This window comes from Ruegeria sp. A5 (assembly GCF_056543005.1).
The window spans coordinates 43112-58141 of the sequence record NZ_JBQGAV010000001.1; the positions used below are offsets into that span (position 1 = coordinate 43112).

General features: G+C 58.8%; 16 protein-coding genes. 9 read left to right on the forward strand and 7 right to left on the reverse strand.

Going from position 1 to position 15030, the window contains the following annotated elements:
* Window positions 1-70: 70 nt before the first annotated feature.
* Entirely contained in the window at window positions 71-1714 is a 1644-nt protein-coding gene (locus ACR0AY_RS00270; RefSeq protein ID WP_170421030.1) for a CTP synthase, read from the reverse strand.
* Window positions 1715-1873: 159 nt separating this feature from the next.
* The gene (secG, locus tag ACR0AY_RS00275; RefSeq protein ID WP_010439184.1) at window positions 1874-2242 is read right to left on the reverse strand and encodes a preprotein translocase subunit SecG; all 369 of its coding nucleotides are present in this window, start codon (window positions 2240-2242) and stop codon (window positions 1874-1876) included.
* 151 nt (window positions 2243-2393) lie between these two features.
* On the opposite strand from secG, the gene nthA reads away from it, so the two are divergent.
* The 6 genes from nthA to ACR0AY_RS00305 all read left to right on the forward strand — a co-directional run bounded on the left by nthA (window position 2394) and on the right by ACR0AY_RS00305 (window position 6550).
* Complete coding sequence (nthA, locus tag ACR0AY_RS00280) at window positions 2394-3008, forward strand: nitrile hydratase subunit alpha (protein WP_170510681.1); 615 nt, start codon at window positions 2394-2396, stop codon at window positions 3006-3008.
* Window positions 3005-3682: a nitrile hydratase subunit beta gene (nthB, locus tag ACR0AY_RS00285; protein WP_170510678.1), complete on the forward strand. Its 678-nt coding sequence runs from the start codon at window positions 3005-3007 to the stop codon at window positions 3680-3682. The genes nthA and nthB overlap by 4 nt, the downstream gene beginning before the upstream one ends.
* Complete coding sequence (locus ACR0AY_RS00290; RefSeq protein WP_170510675.1) at window positions 3679-4008, forward strand: nitrile hydratase accessory protein; 330 nt, start codon at window positions 3679-3681, stop codon at window positions 4006-4008. Before nthB ends, ACR0AY_RS00290 begins: the two co-directional genes overlap by 4 nt.
* A gap of 220 nt (window positions 4009-4228) precedes the next feature.
* On the forward strand, window positions 4229-5521 hold the full coding sequence (locus ACR0AY_RS00295) for an adenylosuccinate synthase (protein WP_170510672.1): 1293 nt from the start codon (window positions 4229-4231) through the stop codon (window positions 5519-5521).
* Window positions 5521-5763, forward strand: a complete 243-nt coding sequence (locus ACR0AY_RS00300) for a DUF2842 domain-containing protein (protein WP_170510671.1) — start codon at window positions 5521-5523, stop codon at window positions 5761-5763. The genes ACR0AY_RS00295 and ACR0AY_RS00300 overlap by 1 nt, the downstream gene beginning before the upstream one ends.
* 79 nt (window positions 5764-5842) lie before the next feature.
* Entirely contained in the window at window positions 5843-6550 is a 708-nt protein-coding gene (locus ACR0AY_RS00305) for a hypothetical protein (RefSeq protein ID WP_170510668.1), read from the forward strand.
* A 98-nt stretch (window positions 6551-6648) separates the two neighbouring features.
* Here ACR0AY_RS00305 and ACR0AY_RS00310 read toward each other — a convergent pair whose 3' ends face one another.
* Window positions 6649-8322, reverse strand: coding sequence for a hypothetical protein (locus ACR0AY_RS00310; protein WP_170510665.1), 1674 nt, complete (start codon window positions 8320-8322; stop codon window positions 6649-6651).
* 120 nt (window positions 8323-8442) lie between these two features.
* Between ACR0AY_RS00310 and ACR0AY_RS00315 the strand changes: the two genes are divergently transcribed.
* Window positions 8443-9150 carry a thiamine diphosphokinase gene (locus tag ACR0AY_RS00315; RefSeq protein WP_170510662.1) on the forward strand — a complete coding sequence of 236 codons (708 nt, stop codon included), beginning with the start codon at window positions 8443-8445 and terminating at the stop codon, window positions 9148-9150.
* On the opposite strand, the gene ACR0AY_RS00320 is transcribed toward ACR0AY_RS00315, so the two are convergent.
* From ACR0AY_RS00320 to ACR0AY_RS00335, 4 genes are read right to left on the reverse strand one after another with little or no spacing between them, the layout of a single operon-like run.
* Window positions 9095-10009: a DMT family transporter gene (locus ACR0AY_RS00320; RefSeq protein WP_480453579.1), complete on the reverse strand. Its 915-nt coding sequence runs from the start codon at window positions 10007-10009 to the stop codon at window positions 9095-9097. The two genes, ACR0AY_RS00315 and ACR0AY_RS00320, sit on opposite strands and share 56 nt — an antisense overlap.
* Before the next feature lie 45 nt (window positions 10010-10054).
* Window positions 10055-10471 carry a GFA family protein gene (locus ACR0AY_RS00325; protein WP_170510657.1) on the reverse strand — a complete coding sequence of 139 codons (417 nt, stop codon included), beginning with the start codon at window positions 10469-10471 and terminating at the stop codon, window positions 10055-10057.
* 27 nt (window positions 10472-10498) lie between these two features.
* Window positions 10499-11872, reverse strand: a complete 1374-nt coding sequence (locus ACR0AY_RS00330) for an L-serine ammonia-lyase (protein WP_170393564.1) — start codon at window positions 11870-11872, stop codon at window positions 10499-10501.
* Window position 11873: 1 nt separating this feature from the next.
* Complete coding sequence (locus ACR0AY_RS00335; protein ID WP_170510654.1) at window positions 11874-12575, reverse strand: glutathione S-transferase family protein; 702 nt, start codon at window positions 12573-12575, stop codon at window positions 11874-11876.
* 167 nt (window positions 12576-12742) lie between these two features.
* Between ACR0AY_RS00335 and rpiA the strand changes: the two genes are divergently transcribed.
* Together rpiA and gor are read left to right on the forward strand one after the other, a co-directional pair.
* Window positions 12743-13528 carry a ribose-5-phosphate isomerase RpiA gene (rpiA, locus tag ACR0AY_RS00340; RefSeq protein ID WP_170510651.1) on the forward strand — a complete coding sequence of 262 codons (786 nt, stop codon included), beginning with the start codon at window positions 12743-12745 and terminating at the stop codon, window positions 13526-13528.
* 129 nt (window positions 13529-13657) lie between these two features.
* On the forward strand, window positions 13658-15016 hold the full coding sequence (gene gor, locus ACR0AY_RS00345; protein WP_170393558.1) for a glutathione-disulfide reductase: 1359 nt from the start codon (window positions 13658-13660) through the stop codon (window positions 15014-15016).
* Window positions 15017-15030 lie beyond the last annotated feature (14 nt).

Sequence of the window (15030 nt, forward strand, 5' to 3'; positions counted from 1 at the left end):
TAACCGTGCAAACCGCCGGCGCGTAAAGATATTTCGCGCCGACTGGTACAAATCTGTTATCGGCCCGTGATCAGACCAGACGCGAGGTGTCTTTCGCGGCGCGCACGAATTCGCGGAACAGGGGGTGCGGGTCGAAGGGTTTGGATTTCAGTTCCGGGTGATACTGAACACCAATAAACCATGGGTGATCCGACCATTCGACGATTTCCGGCAGGCGACCATCCGGGGACATGCCCGAGAAATTCAGGCCTGCCTTTTCCAGTTTGTCGCGGTACTTGATGTCGACCTCGTAGCGGTGACGGTGGCGTTCCTCAATCTGGGTGCCGCCATAGACTTCCGCGACCTTCGAGCCTTCGGCCAGAACCGCATTATAGGCGCCCAAACGCATGGTGCCGCCCTTGTCGTCTCCGACTTTGCGTTCGACCTTGTGGTTGCCCTGCACCCATTCTTTCAGGTGGTAAACAACGGGTTCAAAACGCTTTTTGCCAGCCTCGTGGTCGAATTCCTCGGACCCGGCTTCGGTGATTCCCGCCGCGTTGCGTGCGGCTTCGATCACGGCCATCTGCATGCCCAGACAGATGCCCAGATAGGGCACCTTGTGCTCGCGCGCGTATTGAGCGGCCTTGATCTTGCCTTCGGTGCCACGTTCGCCAAAGCCGCCGGGGACGAGGATGGCGTGGAAGCCTTCCAGATGAGGTGCGGCGTCTTCGTTGTCAAACACCTCGGCATCGACCCACTCGATCTTGACGCGGACGCGGTTGGCCATGCCGCCATGGGTCAGGGCCTCGGCAATTGACTTGTAGGCATCTTCAAGCTGGGTGTATTTGCCGACGATGGCTACTTTCACTTCGCCTTCGGCGTTGTGAATGCGGTCGCTGACGTCTTCCCATTTGGCCAGATCGGGCTTGGGGGCCGGGCTGATCTGGAATGCGTCCAGAACCGCCTGATCCAGACCTTCACGGTGATAGGCCAGCGGGGCGTCGTAGATGGTGCTGAGGTCTTGTGCGGCAATCACGCTGTCAGGGCGGACGTTACAGAACAGGGCCAGCTTTTCGCGTTCTTTGGTTGGAATCGGTCCCTCGGACCGGCAGACCAGAATGTCGGGGGCTAGACCGATCGAGCGCAACTCTTTCACCGAGTGCTGGGTTGGCTTGGTTTTCAACTCGCCCGAGGCTTTGATATAGGGCAGCAACGTCAGGTGCATGAAGATACACTGACCGCGCGGCTTGTCCTGACTGAACTGGCGGATCGCTTCAAAGAAGGGCAGGCCCTCAATATCACCTACGGTGCCGCCGATTTCACAGAGCATGAAATCAACCTCATCCTCACCAATGGCGATGAAATCCTTGATTTCGTTGGTGACGTGCGGGATCACCTGAATGGTCTTGCCGAGGTAATCTCCACGGCGTTCTTTCTCCAGCACGTTGGAATAAATCCGCCCCGAACTGACCGAGTCGGTCTTGCGTGCCGCCACACCGGTGAAGCGTTCGTAATGACCAAGGTCCAGATCGGTTTCAGCGCCGTCATCGGTGACGAATACTTCGCCATGTTCGAAGGGCGACATGGTGCCCGGATCGACGTTTAGATAGGGGTCCAGCTTGCGCAGACGCACCGAATATCCCCGGGCCTGCAACAGCGATCCCAACGCCGCCGAAGCCAGTCCTTTGCCCAAGGACGAAACCACACCACCAGTGATGAAAATAAAACGCGCCATGTTTTTCGGCTGCTCCCGTGAGACGTCATTATTAGCTGCCCGGCGGTTCGAAAAAACCGCTGCATCACGGGACTTCACGTATAAAGGATTCGCGCACATAGCGCAAGAGAACCGCAAGATGCTGTTGCAGTTCCCTTATGGCTTTCTAGGTTTTGTGGCTTAGTCGGCCGCCTGCGGGATCAGCGGAGCATTGTCGCCTTGCGCCGGCGGCAACAATTCATCTGCCGATGGGACTGCCGGAGCGCTTTCCTCAGCCGGGGCCGGGGCAGGCACGCCCAAACGGTCAATCACCGAGCTGCCAGAAGATTTCTGGGCCGCCAGAATCGTCAGCGTGATCGAGGTGACGATAAAGCACGCGGCCAGGATCCATGTCAGCTTGCCCAACGCCGTTGCTGCCGCGCGGCCCGTCATGGCCCCGCCGCCACCGCCACCCATCCCAAGGCCGCCGCCTTCGGAACGTTGCATCAGCACAACGACAATCAGGCCCAAGGCCAGAAGAAGGTGGATGATGAGAACGACGTTTTCCATGGTGGTCCTGTACAGCGTGGCGTGTATCGCGTGGTACTTATGCAAGTTTGCCAGCGGGGGCAAGTCACGAGTTGGCATCACGTGCGGTGATGTTTCATATCACACCAAAGAGACTGGACAGAGCGCTGTTCTGTCGCGCAGGCTGCGCCTCATGCCACATGATGATCACGACCACCCGCACGCCCTGTTGCCTCCCGAACCCGCGCTGCGCGTCAAAGCGCTTGAGACGATTCTGACCCGCAAGGGTCTGATTGATCCTGCAGCGCTGGATGAAATCATCGATACCTATCAGAACAAGATAGGGCCACAGAACGGCGCGCATGTTGTTGCAAAGGCTTGGAGTGATCCCGATTTCAAAGCCTCACTGCTGGCAGACGCCACATCAGTCGTGGCGGATCTGGGCTATTACGGTCGTCAGGGCGAGCATATGGTGGTCGTCGAGAACACGCCTGAACAGCATAATATGGTCGTCTGCACCTTGTGCAGTTGTTACCCGTGGCCACTGCTGGGTATCCCGCCAGGTTGGTACAAATCCGATGCCTACCGCGCCCGCGCAGTGCGCGAACCGCGCAAGGTTCTTGCCGAATTTGGAGTGACACTGCCGGAAGGCGCTTCGGTCCGCGTCTGGGATTCGACAGCCGAAATTCGTTACCTCGTCCTGCCGATGCGCCCAGAGGGCACAGAAGGATTGGACGCGGATGAACTGGCCACGCTGGTCACCCGCGACAGCATGATCGGCACTGGGCTACCCAAGGTGCCGTCATGACGCGCGTACATGATATGGGAGGGCGCTTTGGTGATGGTCCGGTAATCCCGGAACCCGCAGACGCGCCGGTGTTTGCCGAAGACTGGCACGGTCGGGCGCTGGCGGTAACGCTCGCTGCGGGGTTTCTGGGGCAATGGAATATCGATGTCTCACGCCACGCGCGGGAAAGGTTGTCTCCTACGGACTACGCGCGGTTTTCTTACTATGAGAAATGGATGTCTGGTCTGGCTGATCTTCTGGTCGAAAAGGGTGTCCTGACGCTTGATGATTTGCGCGGTGTTGACGGGGATGGTGTTCACCCTCTGACTGAGCGTACCCTGAAGGCTGACGCCGTCGCAGGCGCCTTGGCCAAGGGCGGACCCGCAGATCGCCCGTCGAACGTCGCAGTTCGGTTTCAAACCGGGCAAGCCGTTCGAACCCTGGGCCACAGCGCCAATCGACTGGTTGATGGCGGCCACACCCGGTTGCCGATCTATGCCGCGGGTGCAACGGGTCGCATCCTCAAGCTGCATGGCACTCATGTCCTGCCGGATTCCAACGCCCATGGGTTGGGTGAAGCCCCCGAGCCGCTATATGCGGTCGTGTTTCCCGCCTCAGAACTTTGGGCAAACCCCGAGCATCCGGCGGATGAAGTCGTGCTGGACCTCTGGCAGTCTTATTTGGAGCCCGCATGAGCGATTGTATCACTCACTCGGCCCCCGAGCCGATTTTTGCCGAGCCCTGGCACGCGCAGGTTTTTGCGGTCACAGTGGCCTTGAACGAAGCGGGCCGGTTTGATTGGCCGGACTGGGCGGAACGGTTTTCCAATACTTTGAAACGGAACGGCCTCAAAAAAGATCTGGATGGTGGGGACGATTACTTTCACGCTTGGTTGGAGACCTTGGAGGCGCTGCTGGCTGAGCAGGGGGAAGCGCCCACTGATGATGTCCAGGATCTTCGCAATGCATGGGAAGAGGCTTACCTGACAACACCCCACGGTCATCCCGTACAATTGCGCTAAAAGCAGAGGGGGCGCTGCCCCCGCCGCCCGTCCGGGCGACTCCCCCGAGGTACTTTTGGCCAGATGAAGCAGGGGATCCGCTCTTCATCTGGCCAAAATCACCTCCACCGGAGGCATCGCGCGCAGCACGATTTGTGTCTGCGGCGAAATATCGGTTTCCCTGCCGTCTGTGCCCGGCTATATGAGCCGGGTTTGAATATTCAGCGCAAAAGGACCGGATATGGCCAACGTGGTTGTTGTCGGCGCCCAGTGGGGCGACGAAGGAAAAGGCAAGATCGTCGACTGGCTCAGTGAGCGAGCGGATGTGATCGCGCGTTTTCAGGGTGGACATAATGCCGGGCACACGCTGGTCATTGAGGGTGAGGTTTACAAACTGCATGCGCTACCTTCGGGCGTGGTACGCGGCGGAAAGCTGAGCGTGATCGGCAATGGGGTCGTCTTGGACCCTTGGCACCTGATCAAAGAGATCGGTACGATCCGCGCGCAGGGTGTCGATATCACGCCCGAGACGCTGATGATTGCCGAGAACACCCCGCTGATCCTACCGTTCCATGGCGAGCTGGATCGTGCGCGCGAAAGCCAGAACTCGGTGGCCAAGATCGGCACGACCGGTCGCGGGATCGGTCCATGCTATGAAGACAAGGTCGGGCGGCGTGTGATCCGGGTGGCTGATCTGGCTGATGACGCAACGCTGGCGCTGCGGGTCGATCGGGCCTTGGTCCATCACAATGCGCTGCGCAATGGGCTGGGGTTGGAACCTATTGATCGTGACGCGTTGATTGCGCAGTTGAAAGAGATCGCGCCGCAGATTTTGCCTTTCGCAGCACCGGTGTGGAAGGTGCTGAACGAGAAGCGCAAGGCAGGCAAGCGAATCCTGTTCGAAGGCGCACAGGGTGCGCTGCTGGATATCGATTTCGGGACCTATCCGTTTGTGACATCGTCGAATGTGATTGCGGGCCAGGCCTCGACAGGCGTTGGGATTGGGCCGGGTTCGATCGACTTCGTTTTGGGCATCGTCAAGGCGTACACGACCCGCGTGGGTGAGGGGCCTTTCCCAACCGAATTAGACGACGAAGATGGCCAACGCCTGGGCGAACGGGGGCATGAGTTCGGCACCACGACGGGGCGCAAACGCCGTTGTGGTTGGTTCGATGCCTGTCTGGTACGCCAAACCTGCGCGACCAGCGGTGTGAACGGCATCTCCCTGACCAAGCTGGATGTGCTGGACGGGTTCGAGATGCTGAAAATCTGCGTTGGATATGAGCTGGATGGCGATCGCCTGGACTATCTGCCGACCGCCGCCGACCAGCAAGCACGTTGCACGCCGATTTACGAAGAGATGCCGGGCTGGAGCGAATCCACCGAAGGCGCGCGCAGTTGGGCAGACTTGCCTGCGAACGCGATCAAATACGTGCGCCGCGTCGAGGAATTGATCGAATGTCCGGTCGCCCTGTTGTCCACCAGCCCGGAGCGGGAGGACACCATTCTGGTGACCGACCCGTTTGCAGATTGATGAGCAGCAACGACAAACCCGGCCTCAGCTATAAGGCACGTCGGCGGTGGTCATTGGTGCTGCTGCTGATCGGGCTCCCCGTCTATATCGTTGCGGTTGTGACAATCGTGAACTGGCTGGATCGCCCGCCGATCTGGCTGGAACTTCTGGTATATGTCGCGCTTGGCATTGTCTGGGCGTTGCCTTTCAAATTTGTGTTCCGCGGAGTGGGCAAAGAGGACCCGGATCAAGATCAAAGCTAAGCCGCCCGATTGTCTTGGCGTCTTCTGCGTGGCACGATGTTTGCAACTTTCTATAGCGGCAACCAGAGGCAGATAGGGCATGAAAAACCGGGTATTAGCGGCGGTTACCACAACATGTATCGCGAGCAGCGCTCAGGCCGATGATTGGCGCTATACCATTGCGCCTTATTTCTGGGGGCCGGAATTCAGAACCTCACTGGACGTGGGACCAAACCCGCCGGTGAACGGGGATACCTCGATCTTCGACATTCTGAAGGGCGCGTTCCTGATCGCTGGTCAGGCCCGAAATGGGCGTTGGACCATTGGTGGTGAGTTCAATTATCTCAATTTGGGTGACGATGTCTCGGTCGGTCGGTTTGACGATGCAGCCAGTTGGGATCTTGAGGGCACGATGGTCTCACTGGCGGCCAGCTATGCGGTCTATCAGGATGATCGGTCACGGTTGGAAGCGTTGGCCGGGCTGCGCCATTGGGACCTGGATGTTTCGACCACCGTGCTGGATCGCACCTTCAGCACAGATCAAAGCTGGACCGACCCGTTGATCGGCGCACGCTATAACTACGCGCTGAATGACCACTGGAGCCTCACAGCGATGGGCAATATCGGCGGCTTCGGTTATGGCTCGGAATTCCAGTGGGAGGCGCTGGTGCAGGCTAGTTGGAAGTGGCGTGAGAATATCAACGTTGCGGGCGGGTATCGCCATCTGGATGTTGAGTTTGAAGACGGGCGCGATGTGATTGATCTGATCCTGACCGGCCCTTACGTGGCGCTGGCGTTCAACTTCTGAACTTGATTGGCTTTTTGGCTGCCAGCCAAGGAACGAAAAAGGGCCAGAGTTTCCTCTGGCCCAATTTTGTCTTGAGGGGGGATTGGGGGATCTTGGAGTCAGCCAGCGGCACGCTCGTCGTCGTTCGGGCGGAACCCGATTTGGGTTGAGGCGGCAAAACGGCCACCTCCGGCCTTTTCGATTTTGCCGTCCCGCAGCAACTGACCGAATGAGCGCAAGCTTTCTTCGCGGTTGAACGAGTCCTGCTTGAGCGAGCGAACTTTGTTCATCAGCTGTGGACGCGAGAACTGCTCCTGACCTTCGATGAAGGACAGATAAGCCGCGGCAGCTTCCAGCAGGTCGAGTAGTGATTGGGCACCCTGTTCTTGCGCAAAGGCTGCAAAACCACCTTCTTCATCTGCAGATTCCTCGTCCGCCGAGGTGACACGGCGCGGTGTCACCGGGCCGGTGTCAGCCGTTTCGGTATCCACCCGCTGTTCAGCCACCAGTTTCAATGGTGCGGGAGCATCCGGGGTGGGGCGTTCACTGGTGACCTCGATCTCGGGTCGGCGTGGATTGACGACCGAGGCCAGATCACCGCGATAATCATCCTCGGGGGTCTGAGATTTGTCTGCGCCATCTTCGCGGTCTGCTTCGGTTGCAGCAACGGCAGTGCGCAGGTGAGAATATGTTTCGCGCTGGCCGCTGGTGGCAGGATCATCCATATGGGCGCCCGCTTCGTCCATCAGGCGCGAGACGTCCTGATCCAGACCCGTCATATCGGGCAGCTCAGCCGTCGTGTTTGCCGCCAGCTCGGATTCTACCAGCGCCATTTCGTCAAGCAGCAGCGCCTCATCCTCGGCCGAGATGACGCCATGGGTGAGGCCGGTAAGATCCGGTGTTGTTTCATCTTCGTCGGTGTTGTCCTGGTCATTCAGGATGTTTGAGGGGCCTTCGTCTTCAGTTTCAGATTCGTCGTCGAGGTCCGAAAACAACACGTCCTTGTCCGTGACATCGGCTGACGGCTGTTCGGGCGCTTCGTCCTCGTCTTCAAGTTCGGCAGTGATCGCCGGTGAGATGATCGGGGCTGCTTCGACTTCTTCCTGCTCGATGGCGGCAGGCGCGATAGGTTCTTCGTCCTGAACGGGCGGCTCGGCGATCGTTGCCATTTGCTCGGGTTCGGCAGGCTGTTCGACCTGCGGGGCCGTTGCCGGAGCGTCGTCCGTAGCAGTGTCTTCCAGATCGGCCGGGCTCAACGCGCCGGACTCAAAAGCGGCAGAAATTGCATCGACCTTTGGCTTCACGGGCTGCAGATAGCTGACGTCTTCGTCTTCAGAGTATCCGGCAGGGGCAGCATCGGAATGCGAAACAACAGCCCGGATTCGCTGCAGCTTGGCTGCGATACTGTCAGCGGCGGGAGCATCTTCGGATTGCGGAGCAGACGGAGCAGGGGGAACAACATCCGCGACAGGCTGAACAGGTTCAGGTGCTGTGGCTGGCGCAATTGCAGCGGGGGTCGGTGCTGCAACCGGGGAGGTTTCCGTTGCGCGCAGCAACAGGCCGGTCTCGTTCTGGCTGGCTTCAACCTTCAGTGCGGCGTCCCGCTGTGCGATCCGGGTCAGCATCTCGGCGTCAGGCTGAGGGGGTTCCGATCCGAAGTATCGGTCATCCGCTGCAAGGTCCCGGAAATACTCGGCGATCGCCTTCATTGTTTCAAATGAATCGTCAAAGCCTTCGAGGGTGCACGAGAAGGTGCCGTATGAAACGGTGAGTACCTTGTTGTTCTGTACCATCAGACGCATGTCCTTTACAAACTACCAGGTCGACTACCAGACACAGCAGGGGCAACCGACTCGAAACTCTAGCCATGAAGCTATCATTTTGTGGTTTCATTATGTCCAAAACTGGAAAATATGGTCAATCTTGTGGAAAATGGGGCAATTGTTCGCTCTGGCGGGCCAATCGGGCTGTTTGGTGGGGGCGAAATCTGTTCAGAGGATGTGAATCTGGTGCTAAATCGCGTCAATTCTGCCGTTGCGGCGGATGGCGGTGCGGCTGCGTTGATTGATTCGGGACGGATGCCGGACGCAGTGATCGGCGATTTGGACTCGATTACGGCAGAATATCGGGCCCGGATTCCCAAGGATCGGTTGTTCCGGATATCCGAGCAGAACAGCACCGATTTTGACAAGGCGCTGCGCAATATGGATGCGCCTGTGGTGCTGGCAGCAGGATTTCTGGGCGCGCGGGTGGATCATCAGTTGGTGGCGTTCAATACTCTGGTTCGGTTGCAGGATCGGCCTTGTGTCCTGTTGGGCGCACGAGAAATTGTCTTTCATGCGCCACCCAGGATCAGTCTGGAGCTCACGGCAGGAGACACGGTTTCATTGTTTCCGCTACGGCGGGTGACCGGTCGCAGCGAGGGGCTGGAATGGCCGATTGATGATCTGGTGCTAGAACCGGACGGGCAGGTCGGAACCTCAAACCGAGCGCTAGGAGCGCTAACGCTTGAGGTCGATGGACCCGGGTTGCTGACGATCCTGCCGCGCGCGGCGTTGGATCAGGTCATGCAGGCGTTTCAGTCGGGCCGGACCGAGCGTTGGCCCGCTCGTGCAGGATAACGTAGAGCCCGGCCGCGATTGTGATGCCGATGCCTAGCGCGGCCAGCCCGTTTGGCAGATCGTGGAAGATCAGCCAGCCGATCAGGGTGGCGACCGGAATCTCTAGATATTGCATCGGGGCCAAAGTCGCAGACGGCGCATAGCGCAGAGACCATGTCATAAGTAGATGCGCCACGGTGCCCAGCACACCGATTCCCAGCAGCAGCCAGAGTGTCTCGCCAGTGGGCATTGTCAGGGACATTGCGGGCAGGCCGATCTGGGAACCCAGCAGGACAATCGGCAGCAAAAAGGCGGTTGCCATGGCCCCCGATACAGCCTGCAGCGCAACCGGGTCCGTTTCCTTGGCGATCTGCCGCGTAACCAGCATGAACAGGGCGAAGACCACCGCAACGATCAGGGGCAGCAAGGCGGGCGCGCCCACTTGTGCAAAGCTGGGTTGGATGACCAGCAAGGTGCCGATGAATCCCACGACACAGGCGACCAGACGTCGGGGGCCGACCTGTTCGCCCAGTACGTATTTGCCCAAAAGCAGCATGATGAAGGGCATTACAAAGGCGATGGCCACGGTATCGGCCAGCGGCATATATTGCAGCGCTGTGAACATCGCTGCGATACCAATGATGTGCAGAAGGGTGCGGATCATCGTCAGGCGCAAAACGCGCGGCATCATCTTCCATGGCTTGCCGGTCATTGCGATCAGTGGGATCAGGATCATCGCCTGAACAGCAAACCGCACCAGTACCAGCAGTCCCAAAGCTGTGGTTTCACCCAACACCTTTGCCATCCCGTCACCCAGCGGTGCGAGCACGCAAAAACCGAGCATCAAAATGATGCCGAGAACGGGACGATCCTGAGTCATGTGCGCGACGCTAGCGCTTTAGCGGCACAGGGGGAAGCTCTGATCTCAGGTGTCGGGCAGGGGTTGGACTTTGGTGTAATCCGGGCCGATGCAGGTGGGCAGGCCGTCACCAAGCTGCAGCCAGCTAAGCTTTTCCTCGTGCGCGACATGCAAGGTCGGGCTGAGTACTTCGGGATTTTCCAGTGTCGCGACGTAGAGATGCATCACATCCGACATCACCGTCGACCGGAAGGATATCGGTGTGCCGCAATGGGGACAAAAGCTGCGCTCGACCCCGGGGGAGGAGTTGAAGCGTTTCGGTTCTTCCCCGATCCAGCGCCAATTGCCGTCGCGCACGCCGAAATAGGTGGTCATCGGAGCGGCGCATTGGCGACGGCAGCTGTCACAATGGCAGGTGACACAGGACAGAACCGGAGGATCAACCTCGTATCCAATCTTGCCGCACAGGCAGTGTCCGCGCATGTCACCCCACTTGTTCTTGCTGTCAGATCAGCAGTTCGGCACGTTGACGGCCAACCCGCCCAAAGATGTTTCTTTGTATTTCTCGTGCATATCCTCGCCGGTCTGGCGCATCGTTTCAATGGCCGCGTCCAAAGGCATAAAGTGCTTGCCGTCGCCACGCAGGGCCAGCGAGGCCGCCGAGACGGCCTTAATCGCGCCCAATCCGTTACGCTCGATACACGGCACCTGCACAAGGCCCGCGACTGGATCGCAGGTCATGCCAAGGTGATGTTCCAACGCGATCTCGGCGGCATTTTCAACCTGCTCAGGCGTACCGCCCATCACGGCGCACATGCCTGCCGCAGCCATGGCTGACGCGCTGCCAACCTCGGCCTGACAGCCCGCTTCAGCGCCCGAGATCGAAGCGTTGAATTTGACCAGACCACCGATGGCGGCGGCGGTCAGCAGGAAATCCTCGATATGGCTTTCGGACGCGCCGGGCACGTGATCGAGGTAATAGCGCAGAACTGATGGCAGCACGCCTGCCGCGCCATTTGTGGGGGCGGTGACAACTTGCCCACCGGCTGCGTTTTCCTCGTTCACGGCCATGGCGTAGACGCTCATCCAGTCGTTGATCGTATGCGGGGCATTCAGGTTCATGCCGCGTTCCGCCAGCAGGGCATCGTGAATGCCTTTGGCGCGGCGGCGCACGCTGAGACCACCGGGCAGGATGCCATCCGTTTTTAGCCCACGCTCGATGCAGTCATTCATGACCTGCCAAAGACGCGCGGTGCCTTTGGCAAAGCTATCCGCGCAACCGCGCGCGATCTCATTTTCGCGCTTCATCTGAGCGATGCTTTTACCGTTGTCTTTGGCCATTTGCAGCATTTCGGCGGCGGATTTGAACGGGAAGGGCACAGGCGCACCTTCGTCAGTTGCCTTGCCTTCGGCCAATTCCTCTTCCGTAAGAACAAATCCTCCACCGATGGAGTAGTAGACCTGACGCAGGATGACATCGCCTTGTGCGTCAGTGGCCATCAGGATCATACCATTGGCATGACCGGGCAGATTGTTGTCGTAGTCGAAGATCAGATCGGCTTTGGGATCAAAGCTCAGCGTCGGCAGGCCTTCGGGTGTCACCGTATGGGATTCTGCGATAGCTGCCAGTGTGGCTTCGGCCTTGTCGTTGTCATAGGTGTCAGGCACAAACCCGGCGAGGCCCAGAATGGTAGCGCGGTCGGTGGCGTGGCCGACGCCGGTAAAGGCCAGCGAGCCGTGCAACGAGCCGCGCAGGCCCGAAAACTCGAACGGTGAGGCGCGCATCAGGTCAAGGAATCGTGCGGCGGCCACCATCGGACCCATGGTGTGGGAAGAAGATGGGCCGATGCCCACCTTGAACATATCGAAGACAGAGAGAAACATATCAGGTAGCTGAGCCTTCTGGAGGGTTGGCGTAGGTCGGCGAGGTGAAGGGAGTGACCCCCAGCCCCTCGGCGGCAATGGCGGCGCGGGTCGACGGGTTTGATTCTAGCTGCACCAGGATTTTTTGCAGATAAGGCGTGTCGGCGAGTTGATACCAGCTGCGGTCCGCCTTAGCGGGATAAAGCGCCATCCAGCGCATCATGCAGGCGACATATATCGTCAGGACTGAAGGGTGATCAGCACTGAACCAGTCGGGCGCTTTTTGGGCTTGAGCATCCAGCAGTTTCAGGTGCTGCCGCAGCCGGGGGCGGATGCCGGAGCGTAGTGTATCGGCCTGATCTGCCGCGACGTATTTCTCGGCATAGAACAGGATTCGCAGATCGGCATGCAGGGTATTAGAGGCGAAGAACAGCCACTTCAGGAACGCCGCCCGATCAGGACTGACCTGTGTCGGGGCCAATTGCCCATGCGTATCAGCCAGCCACAGCAGGATTGCGGCGGTCTCGAAGATCGGACCCTGGGGCGTCTCCAGCACCGGGATCAGCCCGTTCGGATTCAACGCCCGATACGCCGCACTATTCTGTGCATCACGGGCGCGATCGACCAGTATGGTCTCATAGGATAGGCCCATCTCTTCCAGCGCCAGTCGGATCACCAGCGAGGCGTTGTCGGGGGCGTAGTGCAGGCGGTATGGCGATTCCATGGCGACTATCTAGGGGGTCTGGCGATCACAATAGAGGCTGATTGCGACGTTTCCTATCGGAAACGCGTATTTCAGCGACATGTTAGCACAGGTATGGCGTGTTTTGCCTCTCGCAGTTGCGCGGGGCATTCCGTATAAGTCTGGCAGTATTCTTGGGGGAAGCTGCCATGACCAGAGACTTGTCGCCCATCGACAAAGCGAAATACGTTGCTGCCTGTCGCGCCGCCGATCTTGTTCAGGACGGGATGCGTGTGGGATTGGGGACAGGCTCGACCGCCGCATGGTTGGTGCGCCGCTTGGGTGAACGGGTGTGCGATGAGGGGTTGAAAATCAAGGGCGTTCCGACGTCGACCGCGACGGCGCAATTGGCGCGGGAAGAAGGGATCGAGGTCGTCTCGCTGGATCAGGCCGGCTGGCTGGACCTGACAATCGACGGCGCGGATGAGTTTGATGGCGAGTTCAACCTGATCAAGGGCGGTGGTGCTGCGCTGTTGCAGGAAAAGATTGTGGCCACAGCCAGCGATCAGATGGTGGTGATCGCGGATGCAGGCAAAGAGGTTGAGACGCTGGGCGCATTCCCTCTGCCGGTTGAGGTGATCCCGTTCGGCTGGCAGACCACCCGCACCCTGATTGAAGAAGCGCTGGACACAATGGATGTGCTGGGCACCTCGGTCACTTTGCGCATGAACGGTGAGGCGCCCAAGGTTACAGATGAGGGCAATCACATTCTGGACCTGCATCTCAAGCGGATCGGCAATGCCCGCCAACTGGCACTGGTGATGAATCAGATCCCGGGTGTGGTCGAAAATGGGCTGTTCATTGATATCTGCGACAAGGTTGTCATTGGTTATGGCGATGGCCGGGTCGAATTGCGTGATATCAATGAGGGTACAGTCCTGACCGATATGCTGGGTGACGGTGGGGACAACCTGTTTTCCGATCTGGCGGACTAAAGATCAGGCAAGTAGCGCGATAAACTGCAGAAGAAAAATCACTATTTCCCGCGTCAGGGGTTGGCAGTTCAGGATTTGCGCCCAGATATCCAGTGAATTTTGGCCACGCGGAATAAAAGGAACTCGTACATGAGCTTTGACTATGATCTGTTCGTCATCGGAGGCGGCTCGGGCGGAGTTCGCGCGGCACGGGTGGCGGCGGGTGAAAACGGCGCCAAGGTGGCTCTGGCGGAAGAGGATCGTTACGGCGGAACCTGCGTGATCCGTGGCTGTGTACCCAAGAAGCTGATGGTTTTCGCCAGCGAGTTCGCGGATACGGTCGGGGACGCGCAGGCTTATGGCTGGGACATGCAGCCGGGTGCGTTCAACTGGAACACTTTCAAAGTTAAGCTGCACGCAGAGCTCGATCGGTTGGAAGGTATCTACCGCAATATCCTGAAGAACAATGGTGTCGAGAGTTTCGACCAGCGCGCCCATGTCGTTGATCCGCATACGGTGGAACTGGCTGATGGTACCCGCAAGACAGCCAAGCATATTCTTGTCGCAACGGGCGGTCGTCCGGTTGTACCCGAGTTCCCCGGATCTGATCTTGCAATCACCTCGAATGAGATTTTCCACCTGGAGGAACTGCCCGAATCCATGCTGATCGTTGGCGGTGGTTATATCGCCTGTGAATTTGCCGGGATCATGAATGGGATGGGGGTCAAAACGACTCAGTTCTATCGCGGGGCGCAGATTCTGCGGGGCTTTGATGATGAGGCGCGCGGGCTGATCAGTGAAGAGATGTGCCAGAACGGCATCGACCTGCATCTGGGCACCAACGTGCTTGAGATGAAAAAGCAAGGCGACAAAATCTGGGTGAAGGCCACAAATGGCTCCGAGCAGCTGTTCGACGTTGTGATGTATGCCACGGGTCGCGCGCCGAATGCGGATGATCTGGGGCTTGAGGCTTTGGGCGTCGCGCGCGGTCGCAAGGGTGAGATCATCGTGGATGAGTACAGCCAGACAGGCGTTCCCTCGATATTTGCCATTGGTGATGTAACCGATCGGGTGAACCTGACCCCTGTGGCGATCCGCGAAGGCATGGCCTTTGTCGAAACCGTCTTCAAAGGCAACCCAACGCCCGTTGATCACGAACTGATCCCGACCGCGATCTTTACCCAGCCGGAAATGGGTACTGTGGGCCTCAGCGAGGAAGCGGCTGCGGAACAGGAACCGATCGAGGTTTATGCGACCTCATTCAAGCCCATGCAGAAGGCGTTTGCCGGAGGCACACAGCGCGTGCTGATGAAGCTGATCGTGTCGCAAGAGACGCGGAAAATACTCGGCTGTCACATCGTAGCGCCGGGCGCGGGTGAGATGATCCAACTTGCCGGAATTGCCGTAAAGATGGGTGCCACCAAAGAAGATTTCGACCGTACGGTTGCAGTTCATCCGGTGATGGCCGAAGAACTGGTGACAATGCGGCAACCTGTGCGCACGGCTTGATTTGCAAGCGCGCG

Excerpts from the sequence above, each read along its gene's own strand:
- ACR0AY_RS00270 (WP_170421030.1), bottom strand. The coding sequence starts at position 1,714 with ATGGCGCGTTTTATTTTCATCACTGGTGGTGTGGTTTCGTCCTTGGGC.
- secG (WP_010439184.1), bottom strand. The coding sequence starts at position 2,242 with ATGGAAAACGTCGTTCTCATCATCCACCTTCTTCTGGCCTTGGGCCTG.
- nthA (WP_170510681.1), top strand. The coding sequence starts at position 2,394 with ATGCCACATGATGATCACGACCACCCGCACGCCCTGTTGCCTCCCGAA.
- nthB (WP_170510678.1), top strand. The coding sequence starts at position 3,005 with ATGACGCGCGTACATGATATGGGAGGGCGCTTTGGTGATGGTCCGGTA.
- ACR0AY_RS00290 (WP_170510675.1), top strand. The coding sequence starts at position 3,679 with ATGAGCGATTGTATCACTCACTCGGCCCCCGAGCCGATTTTTGCCGAG.
- ACR0AY_RS00295 (WP_170510672.1), top strand. The coding sequence starts at position 4,229 with ATGGCCAACGTGGTTGTTGTCGGCGCCCAGTGGGGCGACGAAGGAAAA.
- ACR0AY_RS00300 (WP_170510671.1), top strand. The coding sequence starts at position 5,521 with ATGAGCAGCAACGACAAACCCGGCCTCAGCTATAAGGCACGTCGGCGG.
- ACR0AY_RS00305 (WP_170510668.1), top strand. The coding sequence starts at position 5,843 with ATGAAAAACCGGGTATTAGCGGCGGTTACCACAACATGTATCGCGAGC.
- ACR0AY_RS00310 (WP_170510665.1), bottom strand. The coding sequence starts at position 8,322 with ATGGTACAGAACAACAAGGTACTCACCGTTTCATACGGCACCTTCTCG.
- ACR0AY_RS00315 (WP_170510662.1), top strand. The coding sequence starts at position 8,443 with ATGGTCAATCTTGTGGAAAATGGGGCAATTGTTCGCTCTGGCGGGCCA.
- ACR0AY_RS00320 (WP_480453579.1), bottom strand. The coding sequence starts at position 10,009 with ATGACTCAGGATCGTCCCGTTCTCGGCATCATTTTGATGCTCGGTTTT.
- ACR0AY_RS00325 (WP_170510657.1), bottom strand. The coding sequence starts at position 10,471 with ATGCGCGGACACTGCCTGTGCGGCAAGATTGGATACGAGGTTGATCCT.
- ACR0AY_RS00330 (WP_170393564.1), bottom strand. The coding sequence starts at position 11,872 with ATGTTTCTCTCTGTCTTCGATATGTTCAAGGTGGGCATCGGCCCATCT.
- ACR0AY_RS00335 (WP_170510654.1), bottom strand. The coding sequence starts at position 12,575 with ATGGAATCGCCATACCGCCTGCACTACGCCCCCGACAACGCCTCGCTG.
- rpiA (WP_170510651.1), top strand. The coding sequence starts at position 12,743 with ATGACCAGAGACTTGTCGCCCATCGACAAAGCGAAATACGTTGCTGCC.
- gor (WP_170393558.1), top strand. The coding sequence starts at position 13,658 with ATGAGCTTTGACTATGATCTGTTCGTCATCGGAGGCGGCTCGGGCGGA.